The sequence below is a fragment of the Microbacterium festucae genome, assembly GCF_025421715.1.
Classification (GTDB): domain Bacteria; phylum Actinomycetota; class Actinomycetes; order Actinomycetales; family Microbacteriaceae; genus Microbacterium; species Microbacterium festucae.
The window spans coordinates 1,269,798-1,291,663 of sequence record NZ_JAOEFC010000001.1 but is presented as its reverse complement, the minus strand read 5'-3'; the positions used below and the strand labels follow the sequence as shown (position 1 = coordinate 1,291,663).

The following is a 21,866-nucleotide window of genomic DNA, read 5'->3' as shown; positions in this document are numbered from 1 at the left end:
CGGGGTCGCGCCCGGCCGCCCGGCCTGTCCGCGAGAGAACAACGCCCCGCCGAGGGACCGGGGCACACCCGTTCCCTCGGCGCCCAGGTGTTCTCTCGCGGCCGAGGCCGAGGCCGGCGGCGCGGCCGACCGGGCGGGTCAGGCGCCGGGGAGCGTCGAGGCGCGGACGACGAGCTCGGGGTCGAAGACCAGGGTGCGGCCGCTCGGGGTGGCGCGGCCGGAGGTCAGCTCGAGCAGCATCTCGCCGGCGGCGCGGCCCATCTCGCGGGCGGGCTGGCGCACGGAGGTCAACGGCACGGCGGCGACCTCGGCGAACTCGATGTCGTCGTAGCCGACGACCGCGATCTCCTCGGGCACGCGCACCCCGCCGCGCACCAGTCCGTGCACGATGCCGCATCCGAGGTGGTCGTTGGTCGCGATGATGCCGTCGGGGCGCTCGGCCGGCGGCATCGCGGCGATGCGGGCGCCGAGGTCGCGACCGATCTCGGCGGTGGTGCGGGCGGTCCAGGTGACCTCCATCGTCACCGCGGGGTGATCGGCGACGGCGGCGGTGGCGCCCTCGAGGCGCTCGCGCATCTGGCGCACGTGGTCGCGGGCGCCGAGGAACGCCAGACGCCGACGTCCGATGTCGATGAGGTGCTGGGCGGCCAGGCGCCCACCCGCGACGTCGTCGAACGACACCGAGTCGAGCTCGCCGGCGTCGTCGACGGCGTCGACCAGCACGACGGGGATGCCGCGGCGTCGCAGATTCTCGAGGGCGCCGTTCATCGTGCCGTAGGGCGAGATCAGCACCCCGTCGACCTGCACGCGCTCGAACAGCTCGAGGTGGTCGCGCTCGCGCGCCGCGTCGTCGCCGCTGTTGCCGACGAGGATGCGCACACCGCCGTCGGCGGCCGCACTCTCGGCGCCGGCGACCATCGCGGCGAAGAACGGGTTGGCGATGTTGATGACCGTCATCCCGAGCAGGCCGCTGCGCCCGGCGCGCAGCTGCTGCGCCGCCTGCAGCGGCACGTAGGCCAGCTCGTCGACGGCCGTCCGCACCCGGGCGGCGAGGGCGTCGCTGACGGTTTCGGGGCGGTTGAGCGCGTTGGAGACGGTGCTGATCGACACGCCGGCGCGCGCGGCGACATCCTTGATGCCCACTCGCTTCATCGCACTGCGGCCCATCCCGACCCTCTGCCTGGGAAACCTGCTCCGGGGGTCCTCCCGCGATAACGACCACGGGAAAACGTTTCCCCAACCGTAGCACGTGGATGCCCCGTGAAACGTGAAACGTTTTCATGTCACCCTTGCGCGATCCGCGAGGCGCGTGCCAGGATCACTCAGGAACGAGTAGGAATGCGCTTTCCATCGGATCGCGGCACTCCGCTCGGACCGTGGCCGACCGTGCGCCCCCGGTTCGATGACTCGCCCCCGTGCGCTGCCGCGCGGGCGGACGTCATGCCCCTTGCCCAGTGCTGTCCAAGGAGGAACCGTGCCCATCCCCACCCCTGCGCACCCCGCCCCCGCGCACCCCACCCCCGCGCACCCCACCCCCGCGCGCCACCGCCGACCGGTGCTCGCCGGCTGCGCGGCCGCCACCGTCGGCGCCGTCATCGGCGCCCTGCTGCTGGCCTCCCCCGCCGCCGCCGCGCTCTCCCCCGACCCCGACGGCGCCTACCTGTTCGACTTCGGCGGCCCGACCTCGCCGCTGGCTGCCGGCTACCAGCAGGTCACGCCGACCACCGCCTACACCCCCGAGTCGGGCTTCGGCGTCGCCGCCCAGAACGGCACCGGGCTGATCTTCCGCGACCGCACCGGCAGCACCTCCCCCGCCGACCCGGTGGCCAACGACTGGGTCGCCGGCACCGACTGGCAGTTCCTCGCCGACGTGCCGGTCGGCCAGTACGACATCACGGTGCACAGCGGCGACCAGCTCGCCGGCACCAGCTCCACCGCGACCACCGTCGCCCTCGAGGGCGTCGAAGCCGGCCGCATCACCTCGCGCCAGGCCGTCACCGCGCAGACCTTCCGCACGGTCGTCGAAGACGGGCAGCTGACGGTGGGCCTGACCGGCACGGGCGTGGGCGCCTACGTCAACGGCATCGAGGTGCGCCCGGTCACCCCGGCGGTGCCCGCCGCGCTCACCGTGGCCCGCGTGACCCACGACGCCGTCGACCTCACCTGGACGGCCGCCGACGGCGCCGCCGAGTACCGCGTGCAGCGGGCCGACGTCTCGGCCGCCGGCGCGGTGGGCGCCTTCGCGACGATCGCCGAGACCACCGACCCCGCCTACCGCGACACGGCCGTGACCGTCGGCGCCTCCTACGCCTACGCCGTGATCGCCGTCAGCTCCTACGACCGCGCTTCCGCGGCATCCGACACCGTCCGCAGCGGCGAGATCCCCGCACTGGCCGTGCCCGCGAGCCCCGCCGGCCTCGCCGTGGCGGCCGTCACCCCGGGCAGCATCGCCCTCACCTGGACCGCCGTGCCCGGCGCGACCGCCTACGACATCGAACGAGCCCCCGCCGGCACCGACGCCTTCGCGGCGGTCGGCACCGTCGACGCACCCGGCTTCACCGACACGGACGTCGACACCGCCGCCGGGTGGGACTACCGGGTCAGCGCCCGCAACGACGCCGGCGCTTCGCCGGCGGCCGAGGTCACCGCCGCGCCCTACGCGGCCCCCGCGCCCCTCCCGGCCGGCGACACCGTGACCTTCGACTTCGGCGCGGGCGCCGTGGCCGAGGGCGCGCTGCCGGTCGCCGGCGGCACCGGCTACGCCCCCGCCTGGGGCTACGGGTTCTCCACCGCCCCCACCGCCGCCACCCCCGACATCGACCGCGGCACCGCCGACGCGCTGCGCAGCGACTTCGTCGCCGCCGCCGGGGGCACCTTCGAGGTCGATCTCGGGGCGGGCGACTACGCGGTGAAGGTCATCGCCGGCGACGCGGATGCCGCGAGCACGACGACCATCACCGCCGAAAGCATCGCCAAGGTGGCCGCCAACCCGCAGCAGGCCGGGTCGTACCTGGAGATGTCGTTCCCCATCGCCCTGGTCGACGGCACGCTGACCCTGCAGGTCGGCGGTGACGCCGCGGCGCTGAACGCCCTCACCATCACGCGCCTCCCGGCCCGCGTCGCCGGGGCGATCACCACCGCCTACCTCACCGGCGACTCCACGGTGCAGACCTACGATGCCACCGCCTACGCGCCGCAGGCGGGCTGGGGGCAGATGATCGAGCGGTTCTTCGCCGACGACATCGCCGTCGCCAACCACGCCATCGGCGGCCGCTCGTCGAAGAACTTCCTCACCCAGGGCCGCCTCGACGAAGTGCTGCGCGCCATCCGCCCGGGCGACTACCTGTTCGCGCAGTTCGGCCACAACGACGCCACCCAGGGCGTCGACGACCGCTACGCCAGCCCCGAGGACTACAAGGAGTACCTGCGCACCTACGTCGCGGGGGCGCGCCAGCGCGGGGCCACGCCGATTCTGGTGACCCCCGTCTCACGCCGCAGCTTCGACGCCGCCACGGGCCTGTTCAACGTCAGCTTCCCCGAGTACGTCGCCAAGATGACCGAGCTCGCCGTGGAGGAGGACGTGCTGCTGGTCGACCTGTCGGCATCGAGCCGCGCCTACCTCGACCAGATCGGTCCTGACGCGGCCAAGGCCGTGTTCCTCCACGTCGACCCGGGCGTGTTCCCGAACCGCCCCGGCGGCACCGTCGACGACACCCACTTCCAGGAGTACGGCGCCATCCAGATGGCGCGGCTGATCGCGCAGGACATCGCCGCCCTCGACGACCCGCTCGCCGCGCGCGTGTCCGACATCGAGCCGCCCGCCGCGGTGCCGCCCGCGCCGCAGCAGGTGGTCGCCGGCGCGATCTCCAACGGCGGCGCAACGCTGCAGTGGCAGGCCGCGCCCACGGCCGACATCTACAAGATCTACCGCCAAGCGGTGCTCGACCCCGAGCCCACCTGGGCGCTGGTGGGCAGCGTCACCCAGACCAGCTCGATCGTGCAGGGCCTGGCCGAAGGCACCGCCTACCGCTACCGCGTCGTGGCCGTCAACGGCCGGGGCGAGTCGGAGCCCAGCGCCGCGGTGACCTTCACCACCAAGCAGGCGGCCTACCGGTTCGACCTGCAGCTGTCCGGCAACCCGCTCGCCGCCGGCTACACCGAGGTCACCCCCGACACCGGCTACACCGCCGAGCGCGGCTACGGCTTCCTCACCCCGCTGCCGGCCACGGCCGGGCGCGACCGCGGCGCCGCCGAAGGGTCGAACGACCTGGTGCGCGACTTCGTGCTCCCCGGCGACAGCGCGACCTTCGCCCTCGACGTCCCCAACGGCACGTACTCGGTGAAGACCTACTCGGGCGACTGGATCGGCTCCACCCGCACCAGCTTCCGCGTCGAGGGCAAAGACGCGGGCACCGGCAACGCCGGGCGCGGCGCCGTCAACGCGACCCTCCGCGGCCCGTTCCTCGTCACCGACGGGCAACTGAACGTCGAGGCCTTCGGCGCCGCCGCCGGCACGCGCTTCAACGGCCTCGAGGTCACGCCCATCCTGCTCGGCCCCACCGGCCTGGAGGTCGTCGAGATCGACGCGGATGCCGAGACGCCCGCCGTCTCGCTGGCGTGGGACGCCGAGCCGGGCCTGGCCTGGAACGTGTACCGCTCGTCGCCGTTCGACCCGAAGCCCGAGCTCGTCGGCACCGTCGCCGAGCCGGCGTTCGTCGACACCACCGCGCGCGTCGGGCTCGACTACGAGTACCACGTGACCGCGGTCGACCAGACCGGTCTCGAGTCGGTGCCCTCGCGCACCGTGCCGGTGTCGTTCGTCGACGCCGACATCACCCCGCCCAGCGCCCCGCAGAACCTCGCCGCCGTGCGCGTCGAGGCCCGCGAGGTGGAGCTGGCGTGGGCGTCGCCGGTGAACACCGCCTACGCGCTCGTGTTCCGCTCCGAGGTCGCCGGTGAGCGGGGTGAGCTCGTCGGCTACGCCCCGACGGCGCGCTTCGTCGACACCGACGTGCTCACCACGATCCCGTACTTCTACACCGTCGTGCCCGTCAACGCGGGCGGCACGGGTGCGGCATCCGCGCAGTACGAGACGTCGGCGCCCACGGTGCTGCAGCGTCAGGCCGAGTACCTCGACCGCGCCCCCGCGGCCGTGAGCACCGACGACGGCGTGCTGGTGTCGTGGCGCATGCTCGGCACCGACCCGGATGCCATCGCCTTCCACGTCTACCGCGATGGCGCCCGCATCACCACCGCGCCGATCACCGACTCGACGAACCTGCTCGACGCCGACGGCACCGCCGACGCGCGCTACTTCGTCACCGCGATCACGGACGGGGTGGAGACCACCGAGACCGACGAGTTCGGCGTGCAGCAGGCCGGCTACCTCTCGGTGCCGCTGGACAAGCCCGCCGACGCCTACACGAAAGACGGGCAGCCCTACTCGTACTCGGCCAACGACGCGTCGGTCGGCGACGTCGACGGCGACGGTCAGTACGAGCTGTTCGTCAAGTGGTACCCGTCCAACGCGAAGGACAACTCGCAGGCCGGGTACACCGGCAACGTCTACCTCGACGCGTACCGCCTCGACGGCACGCGCCTGTGGCGGGTCGACCTGGGCGTGAACGTGCGCGCGGGCGCCCACTACACCGACGTGATGGTCTACGACTTCGACGGCGACGGGCGGGCCGAGATGATCACCCGCACCGCCGACGGCACCGTCGACGGCGTCGGCCAGCCCATCGGCAACGCGAGCGCCGACCACCGCAACAGCTCGGGGTACGTGCTCACCGGTCCGGAGTTCCTGACCGTGTTCGACGGGCAGACCGGCGCGGCGGTGGACACCGTGGACTACATCCCGGCCCGCGGCGACGTGGGCGCGTGGGGCGACACCTACGGCAACCGCGTCGACCGGTTCCTGGCGTCGGTGGCCTACCTCGACGGCGAGCGCCCGAGCGCGGTCTTCTCGCGCGGCTACTACACCCGCGCGGTCGTGGCCGCCTACGACTTCGACGGCGAGAGCCTGCACACCCGCTGGGTGGTCGACTCGAACGACGACGGTTCGGAGGCGCTGTACGGCGAGGGCTACCACTCCATGTCGGTGGCCGACGTCGACGGCGACAGCAAAGACGAGGTCGTGTTCGGATCGGCCACGATCGACGACGACGGCGAGCTGCTCTACGCCACCGGCCTCGGCCACGGCGACGCGCTGCACGTCTCCGACTTCGACCCGTCGCGCCCCGGTCTGGAGCTGTTCGCCGCCCACGAGAACATGACCGCCTCGGGTGGTCGCGGCGCCACCTTCCGCGATGCCCGCACCGGCGAGATCCTGTGGGACGTGCCGGCCGCCGTCGACACCGGGCGCGCCGCCATGGGCGACATCGACCCGCGCCACCCGGGTGCGGAGGGGTGGGCCGTGGGCGGTGACGCCGCCTGGAACTCGCGGGCGGGCTCGCTCGTCTCGGCATCCGGCGAGCGCATCGGCGACACGATCCCGGCGGCGAACTTCCTCGCCTGGTTCGACGGCGACCCGCTGCGCGAGATCGTCGACCACGCGTTCGACGACGCCGCCTACCAGGGCTACCCGACGGTGGCCAAGTGGAACTGGGAGACCCAGACCGAGGAGGTGATCCTGAAGGACGAGGGCGCCCGCAGCAACAACGGCACCAAGGGCACCCCCAACCTGCAGGCCGACCTGTTCGGCGACTGGCGCGAAGAGGTCGCGTGGCGCTCGGCCGACTCGAGCGAGCTGCGCATCTACTCGACCACCGACGAGACCGACATCCGCCTGCGCACCCTGATGCACGACCTGCAGTACCGGGTCGCCGTCGCCTGGCAGAACACCGGCTACAACCAGCCCCCGCACCCGAGCTTCTTCATCGGCGACGGGATGGCGATGCCGGCGGCACCGTCGATCTCGGTCACGGGTGCAGCCGGCGAGTCGGATGCGACGGCGCCGGTGATCAGCGGACTCCCGGCCGACGGCATCCTGCTGGCCGACTCGGCGACCTACACGGTCGAGGTCACCGCCGACGACCCGGAATCGGGGGTGCGCAATCTCGACATCGCGTTCGACGGCGAGGCCGTCGCGCCCGGGCAGCAGATCCCGCTGGCGGGGCGCACCGGCATCCACACCGTCTCGGTGACGGCCGTCAACCACGACGGCGTCGTGGCGCGCGCCTCATCGCAGATCATCGTGTTCGCCGACGAGGGCGCCACCGCCGCGCCCGGTCGGGGCACGCTCTCCAGCGACAGCGGGTGGGACACCGGGCTGCACGACGGCCAGTACACGATCTCGATGAACCTCTGGTGGGGTGTCAACGGGTCGGCCTTCCGCCTCTACGAGAACGGTGAGCTCGTGTCGACCACGCTGCTCGACCCGCACTCGCCGCAGGCGCAGGTGACCACCGTCGACATCGCGGGCCGCGGCAACGGCACCTACGTCTACACGGGCGAACTGGTCAACGCGCGGGGCGTGACGCCGACCACCTCGGTGACCGTGAAGGTGAAGGATGCCGCGCCCGCCCAGCCCGTCGTCTCCCACGACAACCGGGATCGCGACGGCGCCTACACGGTGACCTCGAACCTGTGGTGGGGCACCAACGGCACCGGGTACCGCCTGTACGAGAACGGCACGCTGATCGACGAGCAGCAGCTGGTCGCCGCCTCGCCGCGGGCCCAGCAGGCGACGACGGCCGTGACCGGACGCGCCCCGGGAACGTACGTCTACGTGGCCGAGTTCACCAACGCCGCCGGGGCGACCCGTTCGACGCCGGTGTCGGTGGTGGTGCGCTGATGGCCGCCCCCGCCTTCGCATGGGTCGACGCGCATGTGCGGGCGGGGCGGCTCCCCTCGGCGGTGCTGGGCATCGCCACCGCCGAGGGCACGGTCGCGCTCGAGGGGTTCGGCGCCGACCCCCGCGACGAGTTCGCGCTCTTCTCGATCACCAAGCTCCTCACCGGCATCACCGCCGCACGGCTCATCGAGCGGGGCGCGTTCACCCTCGACACCCCGCTGGCCGAGGCGCTGCCCGCCTTCGGCACGGGCCGCGACGACATCGTGCGCCTGCGGCACCTCGCCTCGCACACGTCCGGCATCGCCGAGCCCCCGCTCGACACCGCGGTGCCGCTGCGCACCGAGCTGCTCACGCGACCGCGCGACTTCCCCGCCGGGCGGCTCGTGCGCTACTCCTCGCTCGCCTTCGAGGGCATCGCCGCGATGATCACCCACGCCACCGGCCGCCCCTGGGATGCCGAGCTGCACGACTGGGCGCGCCCGCTCGGGGCCACCGGGCTCACCCTCGACCCGATGCGGGCGGCCCCCGTCGTCGACGCGGCGGCCGCGGGCCTCGACCTGGCGCGCTTCGCCACCACCCGCGCCCCCGGCGCCGGGTTGGCGGGGCGGGCCGACGACCTGCTGCGGCTGGGCACCGAGCTGCTGCGCATCCACGCGGGCGCGCGCGACGGCATCCTCGCGCCGGCGACCCTCGCCATGATGCGTCGCCCGCTCACCGCCGGGCTCCCCCACCTCGACACCTACCCCGGCACCGGCGACCACGACTGGGGCTTCACCCTCAAGCTGCGCACCCGCGCCGCGGGCCTCATCGACGACGACGTGTACGGGCACGCCGGATGGGCGGGCACCGAGTTCTGGGTGCACCCCTCGGCGGGCGTGGCCTGGGTGCTGCTCACCCACCGGGCCATGCGCCCGGGAGTCGACCCCGACCAGCTGCACAACCTCATCTCCACGGCGGCGCGGCGCTGACGGGGGCGGGCGCCGGGGTCGGCCGACATCGCGATGCGACAGACTGGTAGCATCGGAACACGAGGCGTGTTGACGTCAACATGCCCGGAGAGGACGACACGGTGAGCTGGCTGGTCACGGGCGGGGCGGGATACATCGGGGCGCACGTGGTGCGCGCATTGGCCGCGGCGGGCATCGCCCCCGTCGTCGTCGACGACCTCTCCAGCGGGCACGCGTCGTTCGTGCCCGACGGCATCCCCTTCGTGCAGGGCACGATCCTCGACCGCGAGCTGCTCGCCGCCGCGATGCGCGAGCACGACGTCGAGGGCGTCATCCACGTCGCCGGCTTCAAGTACGCCGGGGTCTCGGTGCAGCGCCCGCTGCACACCTACGAGCAGAACGTCGACGCCACCCGCATCGTGCTGGCGGCGATGGCCGACGCGGGCGTGCACAACATCGTGTTCTCCTCCAGCGCCGCCGTCTTCGGCACGCCCGATGTGCCGCTCGTGGTCGAAGACCTCCCCAAGCGCCCCACGTCGCCCTACGGCGAGTCGAAGCTCATCGGCGAGTGGCTGCTACGCGATCAGGGCATCGCGACCGCGGCATCCGATCACCCCCTCCGCCACACGTCGCTGCGCTACTTCAACGTCGTCGGGTCGGGCGACCCCACCGTCTACGACACCAGCCCCCACAACCTCTTCCCGATCGTCTTCGAGAAGCTGCTGGCCGGCGAGACGCCCCAGATCAACGGCGACGACTACGACACCGAAGACGGCACCAACGTGCGCGACTACGTGCACGTGGCCGACATCGCCGCGGCGCACGTCGTCGCCGCGCAGCGCCTCGCCGGCGGCGAGCCGATCGAGCCGGCCTACAACCTGGGCTCGCAGAACGGCCTGTCGGTGAAGCAGATCATGGATGCGATGGCCCGCGTCACCGGCATCGACTTCACGCCCCGCATCGGTCCGCGCCGCCCCGGCGACCCCGACCGCATCGTCGCCACCGGCGAGCTCGCCGCCCGCGACCTCGACTGGCGCAACCGCTACACCGTCGACGAGATGGTCAGCTCGGGCTGGGAGGCCCGCCGCGCCGCCCGCTGACCCCCGCCGCAGGGCCTCGCGCGGTCTCGCAGGGTCTCGCGCGCTCGTCGGGGCCCTCGCGCTCCCCGTCGCCTCTCGCGCGCCCGCGTCCGCGTCGCCTCTCGCGCGCCCGTCGCCTCTCGCGCGCCCTCGCGCTCCCCGTCGCCTTTCGCGCGCCCGCCCGCCCGCGTGCTCGCCCGCGCCACCTCCCCCGCCGAGCGCACGACTTCCCGCCGCGTGAACCACCTACCCGCGCGTCAGAGGCCGTGCACTCGGCGCAACGTCGTGCACTCGGCGCGCCGACCGACCGAACCACCCCTCCCGCATCCGGTGCTCGCCCCCATCCCCGGATGCCACCCCTCCCTCTCCCAACACGCCACCGCGCTCCCGGGCCCCCGCCCTCCGCACCCAGCCCCCCCCTCCGCCGAGTGCACGACGTACCGCCGGATGCACCACCTCCGCACCCGTAACACCCCGTGCATTCGGAGCCAAGCCGTGCGCTCGGCGCCCGCACCTCACCGCACCGCCCCGACCGGCATCCAGCCCTCGAGTTCGACCTCCGGATGCCACGCATCCCCGCCCCAGCGCACCTCGCCGCCCCTCACGCTCGGCCCCCTCCGCCGAGTGCACGGCCTACCGCCGAGCGCACGCCCTCCTCACGCGTCGCACCCCGTCCACTCGCCGCGAAGTCGTGCACTCGGCGCACCCCCAGGCACCAAGCACCAAGCCCCTAGCGCCAAACGCCCCAACCGCCCACCCTCAAGAAGAGGCGCGGACGACCAGCTGGGTCGGGATCGTGCGGCTGGCGGGGGTGTTCCCCTCGATCGCGGCGACGAGGGCGTCGACGGCGGCGGCGCCGAGGGCGTCGAAGTCCTGTCGGACGGTCGTGAGCGGCGGGCGGTACTCGGCCGCGTCGGCGACGTCGTCGAAGCCGATGACGGCCACGCCGTCGGGAACGGCCCGGCCCGCGTCAGCGAGGGCGCGCAGCGCGCCGAGGGCCATCTGGTCGTTGGCGGCGAACAGCGCGGTCGCCGTCGCCGGCAGCGCTGCGACGGCGGCGTGGCCCGAGGCCGCGGTCCAGTCGCCGCGCAGCAGCGGCGGCGCGGCGATGCCCGCCGCGGCCAGCTGAGCGCGCCAGCCCTGCTCGCGTTCGGCGGCCGCGTACGAGCCCTCGGGCCCGGCGAGGTGCCACACCGTGTCGGCGCCGCGCTCGAGCAGGTGCGCGGTGGCCGCGCGCGCGCCGGCGACGTGGTCGGTCTGCACGACGGTGTACCGGTCGTCGGGCGGCGAGTCGACGACCACGAGCGCCAGTCCTGCGGGCGCCTCGACACCGCGGGCGGCGGCGGTGGCCTCGTTCAGCACGATCGCGCCGTCGACGCCCTGGTCGTGCAGCCGCACGAAGCCCTGGGCGACGGCATCCGCCCCCGTCGCCGTCACGACGGTCAGGGCGTATCCCCGATCGGATGCCGCGTCGGCGATCGCCTGCAGCATGCGCGAGTTGCCGACGCTCGCGAGGGTCGCGACGATGAGCCCGATCGTCTCGGTGCGGCCGGTGCGCAGGGCGCGGGCGGCACGGTGCGGGCGGTAGCCGAGGTCGGACATGGCCTGCTCGACGCGCTGCCGGGTGGCCGGATCGACGCGCGGGCTGTCGTTGACCACGCGCGAGACGGTCTGCCCCGACACTCCCGCCGCCGCGGCGACGTCCGCCATCGACACTCGTCGCTGCATCCTCGTCCCTTCCGCACCCGCCCTTGTCCGCCGGCGGTTCCGCCGCGACCCGATGACCCGGATCCCACAGGCGACCCGCCCGCGAAACTCCCGCAATCTGCGTCATGTTGACGATAACACGCCTCCCACGTACCATGTTGACGTGAACATGCAGGAGTTGAGCGCACAGACACTCGGCGCAGGCGTCGTCAAGCGGAGCACCCGGCTGGCCGACGGCCGCGAACTGATCTACTTCGACGACCCCGACACCACCCTGGGCGCCGAGCGCGCCGTGGACACGCGCGAGCTCGGCCCGCGGCCGGCGACGGCCTCGATGCGCCAGGACGTGCTCACCGGCGACTGGGTCTCGGTCGCCGCGGCCCGCCAGAACCGGGCGTTCCTGCCCCCGCCCGAGCTCGACCCGCTCGCCCCGCAGACGCCGACGAACCCGTCGGAGATCCCGTCGACCTACGACGTCGCGGTGTTCGAGAACAAGTCGCCGTCGTTCGGCCCGGCGCTGGCCGAGGCCACCGGCGACGCGCCCGAGGCCAGCGACGCCCCGCGCGGGCTCGACGATCTCGCCGCCCTGGGTCTCGGCCGCACCCGCACGAGCGTCGGCCGCTGCGAGGTCGTGTGCTTCTCGCCCGAGCGCGCCGGGTCGTTCGGCACCCAGTCGGTCACGCGCGCCCGCACCGTGATCGAGGCGTGGGCCGACCGCACCGCGGCGCTGTCGGCGCTGCCGGGTGTGCAGCAGGTGTTCCCGTTCGAGAATCGCGGCGAGGCCATCGGCGTCACGCTCCACCACCCGCACGGCCAGATCTACTCCTACCCCTACATCACCCCGCGCACCCAGCGGCTGCTGGATGCCATCGACCGCACCGCGCCCGATCTGTTCCAGCACATCCTCGAGTTCGAGCAGGCGGGCCCCCGCGTGCTGCTGCGCGGCGAGCACTGGACGGCGTTCGTGCCGTTTGCGGCCCGCTGGCCGCTCGAGGTGCACCTGCTCCCCCACCGCCACGTGCCCGACTTCGCCGGGCTCACCGAAGCCGAGCGCGACGAGCTCGCCCCGCTCTACCTGCGGCTGCTGCGCGGCGTCGACGCCCTCTACGACAGCGAGACGCCCTACATCGCCGCCTGGCACCAGGCGCCGGTGCACGTCGGCCGCGACACGGTGCGCCTCAACCTGCAGCTGACGAGCCCGCGCCGCGCCGCCGACAAGCTCAAGTTCCTCGCCGGGTCGGAGTCCGCCATGGGCGCCTGGATCGGCGACGTCCCGCCCGAGACCGCAGCGGAGAAGCTGCGCGCCGCCATCGAAGGAGTGACCCTGTGACCACCGCAGCCCCGACCCCCGCAGCGCAGACCGACGCCCCGACCGCCGGCACCTGGTCGGCGCCCGGCCGCGTGAACCTCATCGGCGAGCACACCGACTACAACGACGGCTTCGTCTTCCCGTTCGCGATCGAATACCGCACCTCGGTGCGGCTGACCACCCGCGACGACGCCCGCATCCGCGTGGCGTCGACCTTCGACCCGGATGCCGTCGAGGTGGCCCTCGCCGACCTCGCCGCCCTGTTCCCCGCCCGCCGCGACGAGATCGTCGAGTGGGCGCGCTACCCGCTCGGGGCGGCATGGGCGCTGCTGCAGGCCTCCGGCGCCGACCCGGCATCGGTGCCCGGTGTCGACCTCGACTTCTCCTCCGACGTCCCCGTGGGCGCGGGCCTGTCGTCGTCGGCGGCGATCGAGGGCGCCACCGCCGCGGCGCTCAACGACGTGTGGGGGCTGGGCCTCGACCGCGTCGCCCTCGCGCAGGTCGGCCGCCGCGCCGAGAACGAGGCCGTGGGCGCGCCCACCGGCATCATGGACCAGATGGCCTCGATGCTCGGCCGGGCCGACGCCGGCACGTTCCTCGACTGCCGCTCGCTGGAGGCGCAGGTCGTCGAGCTCGGCTTCGCGCCCGCCGGCCTCGCGCTGCTGGTGATGGACACCAAGGTCACCCACGCCCACTCCACCGGCGGCTACGGCGAGCGCCGGGCCGCGTGCGAGCGCGGCGCCGCGATCATGGGCGTGCCCGCCCTGCGCGACCTGACTCCCGCCGACCTGCCGCGGGCCGCCGAGCTCATGGACGACGTCACCTTCCGGCGCGTGCGCCACGTCGTCACCGAAGACCAGCGCGTGCTCGACGCCGTGGCGACGCTGCGCGCCGAGGGTCCCCGCGCGATCGGCCACCTGCTCGACGCGTCGCACGTGTCGATGCGCGACGACTTCGAGATCTCGGTGCCCGAGCTCGACCTCGCCGTCGACACCGCGCGTGCCGCCGGCGCCGTGGGCGCCCGCATGACCGGGGGCGGCTTCGGCGGCGCCGCGATCGCCCTCGTCGACCTGGGCCTCGTGCCGGCCGTGACGGATGCCGTCGAGAAGGCGTTCGCGGATGCCGGGTACACGGCGCCCCACATCTTCACGGTGACCCCGTCGGAGGGCGCCCGCCGCGACGGCTGACCTCTCGGGGCGGCGCGTTTCGACTCGTCGCTGCGCTCCTCGCTCAACGACCGGGGGCGGGGCAACCGCCGGGCGTTGAGCGAGCGCAGCGAGTCGAAACGCCGACGCGCGCGGGCGGCGCGTTTCGACTCGTCGCTGCGCTCCTCGCTCAACGACCGGGGGCCGGGCGGGCGCGTTTCGACTCGTCGCGGCGCTCCTCGCTCAACGACCGACGCGGGGGGTGGCGCGTTTCGACTCGTCGCTGCGCTCCTCGCTCAACGACCGGGGGCGGGGCGACCACCGGGCGTTGAGCGAGCGCAGCGAGTCGAAACGCTGGCGTCGGCCGGGGGCGGGCCGTAGCGTCGAGTCCGAGGACCCACCGGGGGTCCGAGAGGAGACACCGTGTCGTACATCACCGTGGCCACCGAGAACTCCGTCGATGTGGAGCTGTTCTACACCGACCAGGGCACCGGCGAACCCGTCGTGCTCATCCACGGCTTCCCGCTCGACGGCGAATCGTGGGGCAAGCAGCAGGCGGCGCTGCTGGATGCCGGCTACCGCGTCATCTCGTACGACCGCCGCGGCTTCGGGGCGTCGACCAAGACGGCATCCGGGCACGACTACGACACCTACGCGGCCGATCTGCACGCGCTGATCGAAGAGCTCGACCTCGACGACGTCGCGCTGGTGGGCTTCTCGATGGGCACCGGCGAGATCGCCCGCTACCTCTCGCGCTACGGCGCGGGGCGGGTGTCGCGGGCCGCGTTCCTCGGCTCGCTCGAACCCTTCCTGCTCATCACCGACGACAACCCCGACGGTGCCGGCGACCAGGCGTTCTTCGACGGCACGTCGGCGGCGGTGCGCGAAGACCGCTACGCGTTCCTCTCCGGCTTCTTCAAGGACTTCTACAACCTCGACGAGTTCCTCGGCAGCCGCATCTCGCAGGAGGCGGTGGATGCCAGCGTGCAGACCGCCAACCGGGCCGGCAACGCGGCCCTCGCCGCGGCGCCGCTGACGTGGCCGACCGACTTCCGGGCCGACATCCCCGAGGTGACGGTGCCGGCGCTCATCCTGCACGGCACCGCCGACAACATCCTGCCGATCGACAAGACGGCGCGGCGCTTCCGCGAACTGCTGCCGGATGCCACGTACGTCGAGATCGACGGCGCTCCGCACGGTCTGCTGTGGACCCACGGCGCCGAGGTGAACGAGGCGCTGCTGGCCTTCCTGCAGGGCTGACCCGCCGGCGCGAGCCGGCCGCGGCACGCCCGTCAGCGGGGTTCGCGGTACGGTCCGGTGCTCTCGCGGGCGACGAGTTCGGTCGGGATGAACGTCGTCTCCGCGGGGGCACCGGGATCGTCGATCTGGGCGAGCAGCTTCTCCATCGCCAGGCGTCCGACGGTGCGGAAGCTCTGGTGCACCGTCGTCAGCGGCGGCCAGAACGCGCGCGATTCGTCCATGTCGTCGAAGCCGACGACGCTGACGTCGCCCGGGATGTCGCGCCCGAGCTCATGCAGGGCGCGCATGGCGCCCAGGGCCATCTGGTCGTTGGCGGCGAAGATCGCCGTCACCTCGGGGCGGGCGCCCAGCTCGAGCCCGATGCGATACCCCGACTCGGTGGTCCAGTCGCCGTGCACGATCGGCGGGGGCGTGATGCCCGCCGTGCGCAGCGTCGCCCGCCACGACTCGGCGCGGTGGCCGGCCGAGAACGACGACGCAGGGCCGGCGATGTGCCAGACCTGCGGGTGTCCGAGCCCGAGCAGGTGCTCGGTGGCGATGCGGGCGCCCTGGGCCTGGTCGGTGTCGATGACGGTGTAGCCCGACCCGGCGTTGGAGTCGATCACCACGACCGGCAGCCCGGGCGGCAGCGAGATCTCCATGCGGTCCAGCAGCGACGCCTCGAAGATGATGATCACCCCGTCGACGGCCTGGCGACTCAGCCGCTGGTAGGCGCCCGAGACCGCGCCCATGGTGGGGTCGGGCACGGACATGAGAGTCACCGAGTAACCGGCGGGCGCCGCCGCCGAGGCGATGGCGTCGAGCGTGCGCACGTTGCCGAGGGTCTCGAGGGTGAACATGATGACGCCGATCGTGTCGAAGCGGCCCATCTTCAGCGCGCGGGCGGCACTGTTGGTGCGGTAGCCCAGCGCCCGCATCGAGACGAGCACCTTCTCGCGGGTCGCGTCGTCGACGTTGGCGAGCCCGTTGGCCACCCGCGACACCGTCTGCGCCGAGACGCCCGCGTGGCGGGCGACGTCGGCCATCGAGGGCGCACGTCGGGCCGGCACGACGGCTGCATCCGTTGCCGACACGTGGCTCCTCTCCGCGGCCCCGACTCTCTCAGTCGAAGCGCCTGCTGACCCCCAGTGAACCAGCCTGGTGCATGGTTGCGCAAACATGCTAGGCTCCCGATCGCAGTATGGTTACGCAAACATGCGCATCCCGGTCAACGAAGGACGGAACCATGACGACGGCGTCAGCACTCGCGTCAGCACCCCCGGCATCCCCCCGCCGATCTCCGCACCGTCGCGCGCGACGCGACTGGCGCGGTTGGGCGTTCGTCGCCCCGTTCATGGTCGTGTTCCTCGCGGTGCTCGTGGCCCCCGTGGTCTACGCGCTGATCCTCACCCTGTTCCGCCAGCAGCTGGTGGGCGGCACCGCGTTCACGGGCTTCGCCAACTACGCCCAGCTGTTCCAGGACCCGAAGTTCTGGGAGTCGCTGGGCCGGGTCACGCTGTTCCTGGTCGTGCAGGTGCCGATCATGCTCGTCCTGTCGCTGTGCGCGGCGCTGGCCATCGACAGCGCCCGGCTGCACGGATCGGCGTTCTTCCGCATCTCGATCTTCCTGCCCTACGCCGTGCCGGGCGTGGTCGCCGCCCTCATCTGGGGCTTCATGTACGGCAACCAGTTCGGCCTCACCGGGTCGATCAACAGCTTCCTGGGCGCCGACCTGCTGCAGCCGTTCTCGTCGGAGTGGATCCTCGCCTCGATCGGCAACATCGTCACGTGGGAGTTCATGGGCTACAACATGCTCATCTTCTACGCGGCGCTGAAGGTGATCCCGGGCGAGCTCTACGAGGCCGCCGAGATCGACGGCGCCGGGCAGTTCCGCATCATCTCCGGCATCAAGCTGCCCGCGCTGCGCGGCTCGATCGTGATCGCGACGATCTTCTCGATCATCGGCAGCTTCCAGCTGTTCAACGAGCCGAACCTGCTGAAGAACCTCGCCCCCAACGTCATCAGCAGCTACTTCACCCCGAACATGTACGCCTACAACCTGTCCTTCGCCGGACAGCAGTTCAACTACTCCGCCACGGTCGCGATCGTCATGGGCGTCATCACCGCCACCATCGCCTACATCGTGCAACTGCGGGGCTCGCGCCAGGAGGTGCGCTGAGATGGCGACCGACACCCTCACCCCCGCCCGCCCCGCCCGTCGGTACCGCCCCGCCTACGTGCGCCGCACCCCGCCGCGCCAGCGCAAATCGATCGTGCTCACCATCGTGATGGCGCTGTTCGTCATCTACTCGATCGTGCCGCTGCTGTGGCTGCTGTTCAACGCCACCAAAGACCAGGCCGACCTGTTCTCGAGCTTCGGACTGTGGTTCGGCTCCGACTTCAACCTGTGGCAGAACATCGTCGACACCCTCACCTACCGCGACGGCATCTTCCTGCAGTGGTTCGGCAACACCCTGCTCTACGTGATCGTCGGCGCCGGTGGGGCGACGCTGCTGGCCACCGTCGCCGGCTACGGCATGGCCAAGTACAACTTCCCCGGCCGGCGCGCGGTGTTCGCCGTCGTGCTGGGCGCGATCGCCATCCCGGGCACCGCGCTGGCGGTGCCGACCTTCCTCATGTTCAGCCAGCTCGGACTCACCAACACCCCGTGGGCCGTCATCCTGCCGTCGCTGATCAGCCCGTTCGGGCTCTACCTCATCTGGACCTACGCCGTGGATGCCGTTCCCACCGAGCTGCTCGAAGCGGCGCGCGTCGACGGGTCGGGCGAGTTCCGCACCTTCTTCACCATCTCGCTGCGCCTGCTGGCGCCGGGCATCGTGACGGTGCTGCTGTTCGCGATCGTGGCGACCTGGAACAACTACTTCCTCCCCCTGATCATGCTGAGCGAGCCCACCTGGTACCCGCTGACGGTGGGCCTCAGCCAGTGGAGCGCGCAGGCCAGCGGCGTCGCCGCGCAGCCGATCTACAACCTCGTCATCACCGGATCGCTGCTGACGATCATCCCGATCGTCGCGGTGTTCCTCATCCTCCAGCGCTACTGGCAGTCCGGCCTCAGCGCCGGAAGCGTCAAGCAGTGACGCCCCCGCACCCTCCCGCAGTACCGAAAACAATGAAGTGAAAGGAACACCGATGTCCACGATCACACGATCGCGCGGCGCCCGCCTGGCGCTGGCGGCCACCGCATCCGCGCTGACCCTCGGGCTGGCCCTCGCGGGCTGCTCGTCGTCGGGCGACAGCACCTCCGGCGGAGGCGAGGCCAGCGCCGACGCGCTCGACGCCGCTCTCGAAGCCGGTGGCGAGATCACCTACTGGAGCTGGACGCCCTCGGGCGAGGCGCAGGTCGCCGCGTTCGAGAAGCAGTACCCGAACGTGACGGTCAACCTCGTCAACGCCGGCACCAACACCGATGAGTACACGAAGCTGCAGAACGCCATCACCGCCGGCTCCGGCGCGCCCGACGTCGCGCAGGTCGAGTACTACGCCATCCCCCAGTTCGCGCTGTCGGACTCGCTCGTCGACCTCGCCCCCTACGGCTTCGGCGACCTCGAAGACCAGTACACCGCCGGCCCCTGGGGCGCGGTGACCTCGGGCGAGAAGATCTTCGGCCTGCCGCAGGACTCCGGCCCCATGGCCATGTTCTACAACAAGACGGTCTTCGACACCTACGGCATCGAGGTGCCCACGACCTACGACGAGTACGTCGCCGCGGCCGAGAAGCTGCACGCGGCAGACCCCAACGCCTACATCACCTCCGACACCGGCGACGCCGGCTTCGCGACGAGCATGATCTGGCAGGCCGGCGGCAAGCCGTTCTCCGCCGACGGCACGAACGTGTCGATCGACCTGCAGGACGCCGGCTCGAAGAAGTGGGCCGACAGCTGGAACCGCCTGGTCGAGGGCGACCTGCTCTCCACCGTGCCCGGCTGGAGCGACGAGTGGTACCGGGGCCTGGGCGACGGCACGATCGCGACGCTGCTGACCGGCGCGTGGATGCCGGGTGTGCTGCAGTCGTCGGTTCCCGACGCCGCGGGCGACTGGCGCGTCGCGCCGATGCCGACCTACGACGGCACCCCCGTCACCGCCGAGAACGGCGGCGGCGGTCAGGTGGTGCTCAAGCAGAGCAAGAACCCGGCCCTGGCGGCCGCGTTCCTCAAGTGGCTCAACTCCGACCCGGCCTCCATCGCCGTGTTCCTCGAGTCGGGCGGCTTCCCCGCCACCACGGCCGACCTCGAGTCGCCCGAGTTCCTCGCCGCGGCCCCCGAGTACTTCGGCGGCCAGAAGATCAATGAGGTTCTCGTCGACGCCGCCAAGAACGTGCCGACCGGCTGGCAGTACCTGCCCTACGAGGTGTACGCCAACAGCATCTTCGGCGACACGGTGGGTCAGGCCTACAAGAACGGCACCGACCTGAACGCGGGCCTGCAGACCTGGCAGGACCAGCTCGTCGACTACGGCAACCAGCAGGGCTTCACCGTCGAGTGATCCCGCCCCCGGGTGCGGCCGCCCCGGCGGCCGCACCCGGTCCCCCGCTCACCCGCGCACGCAAGGACCCCCCACATGCCTGACTTCCGCATCGGCGACGAGCACTTCGAGCTCGACGGCCGGCCGCTGCAGATCCTCTCCGGTGCGCTGCACTACTTCCGCGTGCACCCCGATCTGTGGCGCGACCGCATCCGCAAGGCGCGGCAGATGGGCCTGAACACCATCGAGACCTACGTCGCCTGGAACGCCCACGCGCCCCACGAAGACGTCTTCGACCTCACCGGCGGCCTCGACCTGGGCCGGTTCCTCGACGACATCGCCGCCGAGGGCATGCACGCCATCGTGCGCCCCGGCCCCTACATCTGCGCGGAATGGGACGGCGGGGGTCTGCCCGCCTGGCTGCTGCGCTCGGGCACCGTGGGCGTGCGCCGCGACGAGCCGCAGTACCTCGCCGCGATCGAGCGCTACCTGCAGCAGCTGGCTCCGGTGCTCGTCCCCCGGCAGGTCGACCGCGGCGGCCCGATCCTGCTCGTGCAGATCGAGAACGAATACGGCGCGTACGGCGCCGACCCGGTGTACCTGCGCAAGCTCGTCGAGCTGAACCGGGCGATCGGTCTCACCGTGCCGTTCACGACCGTCGACCAGCCCCAGCCCGACATGCTCGAGGCGGGCAGCATCCCGGGCCTGCACAAGACGGCATCCTTCGGTTCGCGCTCGATCGAGCGCCTCGAGACCCTCCGCCACCACCAGCCCACCGGCCCCCTCATGTGCGCGGAGTTCTGGGACGGCTGGTTCGACAGCTGGGGCACCCACCACCACACCACCCCCGTCGCGCAGTCGGCGGGCGACCTCGACGATCTGCTGCGGACGGGAGCCTCGGTGAACCTCTACATGTTCCACGGCGGCACGAACACCGGCTTCACCAACGGCGCCAACGACAAGGGCCTCTATCAGCCGATCGCCACCAGCTACGACTACGACGCCCCGCTCGACGAGGCGGGCGACCCGACCGCCAAGTACTGGGCCTTCCGCGAGGTGCTCGCCCGGTACACCGAACTCGACGAGGCCGATGTGCCCACGGCATCCGCCCCGGCCCCGCTGCCGACGGGGACCTTCACCGAACGGATGCCGCTGCTCGAGGTCGCCGACCGGCTGGGCTCGTGGAGCACGCACGCCGCACCCCCGACCATGGACGACCTGGGCGCCTACACCGGCTTCGCGCTGTACCGCACCCGGGTGTCGCTGGAGTCTGCGGCGGTGCTGCGGGTGGGCGAGGTGCGCGACCGCGCGATCGCCCTGCTCGACGGCGCCCCGGTGGGCGTGCTCGCCCGCGACCACCACGACACCCGGCTCCCGCTGCCGGCGGCGGGCACCGCGACCCTCGACCTGCTCGTCGAAGACCAGGGGCGCGTGGACTACGGCCCGCGCATCGGCGAGGCCAAGGGGCTGCTCGGCCCCGTCACCCTGGGCGGCGCCGCCGTCGACGACTGGCAGGTGCTGCCGCTGGCGCTGGGCGACCTCACCCCCGTGCGGGGCGCCCTGACCCCGGCGACCGGACCGCTGGCCGGGCCCGTGTTCGCCCGCGCCCGCATCGACCTCGACGCGCCCGCCGACCTGTTCCTCGACACCGCCGACTTCGGCAAGGGCGTCGCCTGGTGGAACGGCGCCCCGCTCGGCCGCTACTGGACCCGCGGCCCGCAGCGCACCCTCTACATCCCGGCGCCGCTGGTGCGCGCGGGCGCGAACGAGCTCATCGTGCTCGAGCTGCACGCCGCCACCGGCGACGTGCGCTTCCTCCCCGGCCTCGACCTCGGCCACACCGAGGTCTGAGCTCCGGGGGTTGGGGCTCGGGGCTGGGGCCGGAGCGCCCCGGCGCGGGCTCGGGCTCGGGGCTGGAGCGCCCCGGCGCGGGCGGCACCCGCCACCCGCCACCCGCCACCCGCCACCCGCCACCCGCCGAGTGCACGACCTCCCGCCGAGCGCACGACCTTGCACACGCCCGCACCCCGTGCACTGGGTGACAAGCCGTGCACTCGGCGCAGAGAGCATCGGCACAGGGCTCCCCGCATCACGCAACTTGAGGCCCGACGGCATCCGGTGACCGGCGTCCTGCCACCCCGCCACCCGGCATCCGGTGACCCG

General features: G+C 72.6%; 13 protein-coding genes. 10 read left to right on the top strand and 3 right to left on the bottom strand.

What is annotated here, in order from left to right:
* Positions 1-138: 138 nt before the first annotated feature.
* Entirely contained in the window at positions 139-1,152 is a 1,014-nt protein-coding gene (locus N3K63_RS05740; protein WP_261579207.1) for a LacI family DNA-binding transcriptional regulator, read from the bottom strand.
* Positions 1,153-1,474: 322 nt separating this feature from the next.
* Between N3K63_RS05740 and N3K63_RS05735 the strand changes: the two genes are divergently transcribed.
* The 3 genes from N3K63_RS05735 (at position 1,475) to galE (ending at position 9,842) form a co-directional block, all read left to right on the top strand.
* The gene (locus N3K63_RS05735) at positions 1,475-7,795 is read left to right on the top strand and encodes a rhamnogalacturonan lyase family protein (RefSeq protein WP_261579026.1); all 6,321 of its coding nucleotides are present in this window, start codon (positions 1,475-1,477) and stop codon (positions 7,793-7,795) included.
* Positions 7,795-8,763, top strand: coding sequence for a serine hydrolase domain-containing protein (locus N3K63_RS05730; RefSeq protein ID WP_261579025.1), 969 nt, complete (start codon positions 7,795-7,797; stop codon positions 8,761-8,763). Before N3K63_RS05735 ends, N3K63_RS05730 begins: the two co-directional genes overlap by 1 nt.
* A gap of 101 nt (positions 8,764-8,864) precedes the next feature.
* Positions 8,865-9,842, top strand: a complete 978-nt coding sequence (gene galE / locus N3K63_RS05725) for a UDP-glucose 4-epimerase GalE (protein WP_261579024.1) — start codon at positions 8,865-8,867, stop codon at positions 9,840-9,842.
* A gap of 738 nt (positions 9,843-10,580) precedes the next feature.
* Here the strand turns inward: galE and N3K63_RS05720 are convergent.
* Positions 10,581-11,531, bottom strand: a complete 951-nt coding sequence (locus N3K63_RS05720) for a LacI family DNA-binding transcriptional regulator (RefSeq protein WP_261579023.1) — start codon at positions 11,529-11,531, stop codon at positions 10,581-10,583.
* 166 nt (positions 11,532-11,697) lie between these two features.
* Between N3K63_RS05720 and galT the strand changes: the two genes are divergently transcribed.
* The 3 genes from galT to N3K63_RS05705 all read left to right on the top strand — a co-directional run bounded on the left by galT (position 11,698) and on the right by N3K63_RS05705 (position 15,242).
* Positions 11,698-12,858 carry a galactose-1-phosphate uridylyltransferase gene (gene galT, locus N3K63_RS05715; protein ID WP_261579206.1) on the top strand — a complete coding sequence of 387 codons (1,161 nt, stop codon included), beginning with the start codon at positions 11,698-11,700 and terminating at the stop codon, positions 12,856-12,858.
* On the top strand, positions 12,855-14,024 hold the full coding sequence (gene galK / locus N3K63_RS05710; protein ID WP_261579022.1) for a galactokinase: 1,170 nt from the start codon (positions 12,855-12,857) through the stop codon (positions 14,022-14,024). The genes galT and galK overlap by 4 nt, the downstream gene beginning before the upstream one ends.
* A 381-nt stretch (positions 14,025-14,405) precedes the next feature.
* A complete protein-coding gene (locus tag N3K63_RS05705; RefSeq protein ID WP_261579021.1) occupies positions 14,406-15,242 on the top strand; it encodes an alpha/beta fold hydrolase in 837 nt (278 codons plus the stop codon).
* Between the two features lie 32 nt (positions 15,243-15,274).
* Here N3K63_RS05705 and N3K63_RS05700 read toward each other — a convergent pair whose 3' ends face one another.
* A complete protein-coding gene (locus N3K63_RS05700) occupies positions 15,275-16,315 on the bottom strand; it encodes a LacI family DNA-binding transcriptional regulator (protein ID WP_261579020.1) in 1,041 nt (346 codons plus the stop codon).
* Positions 16,316-16,467: 152 nt separating this feature from the next.
* Here N3K63_RS05700 and N3K63_RS05695 point away from each other — a divergent pair, with 152 nt between their 5' ends.
* The 4 genes from N3K63_RS05695 (at position 16,468) to N3K63_RS05680 (ending at position 21,554) form a co-directional block, all read left to right on the top strand.
* Positions 16,468-17,400, top strand: coding sequence for a carbohydrate ABC transporter permease (locus N3K63_RS05695; RefSeq protein WP_261579019.1), 933 nt, complete (start codon positions 16,468-16,470; stop codon positions 17,398-17,400).
* Position 17,401: 1 nt separating this feature from the next.
* Complete coding sequence (locus N3K63_RS05690) at positions 17,402-18,319, top strand: carbohydrate ABC transporter permease (RefSeq protein WP_390895060.1); 918 nt, start codon at positions 17,402-17,404, stop codon at positions 18,317-18,319.
* A 52-nt stretch (positions 18,320-18,371) separates the two neighbouring features.
* Positions 18,372-19,724, top strand: a complete 1,353-nt coding sequence (locus tag N3K63_RS05685; RefSeq protein WP_261579018.1) for an ABC transporter substrate-binding protein — start codon at positions 18,372-18,374, stop codon at positions 19,722-19,724.
* A gap of 75 nt (positions 19,725-19,799) precedes the next feature.
* A complete protein-coding gene (locus tag N3K63_RS05680) occupies positions 19,800-21,554 on the top strand; it encodes a glycoside hydrolase family 35 protein (protein WP_261579017.1) in 1,755 nt (584 codons plus the stop codon).
* Positions 21,555-21,866: the final 312 nt, after the last annotated feature.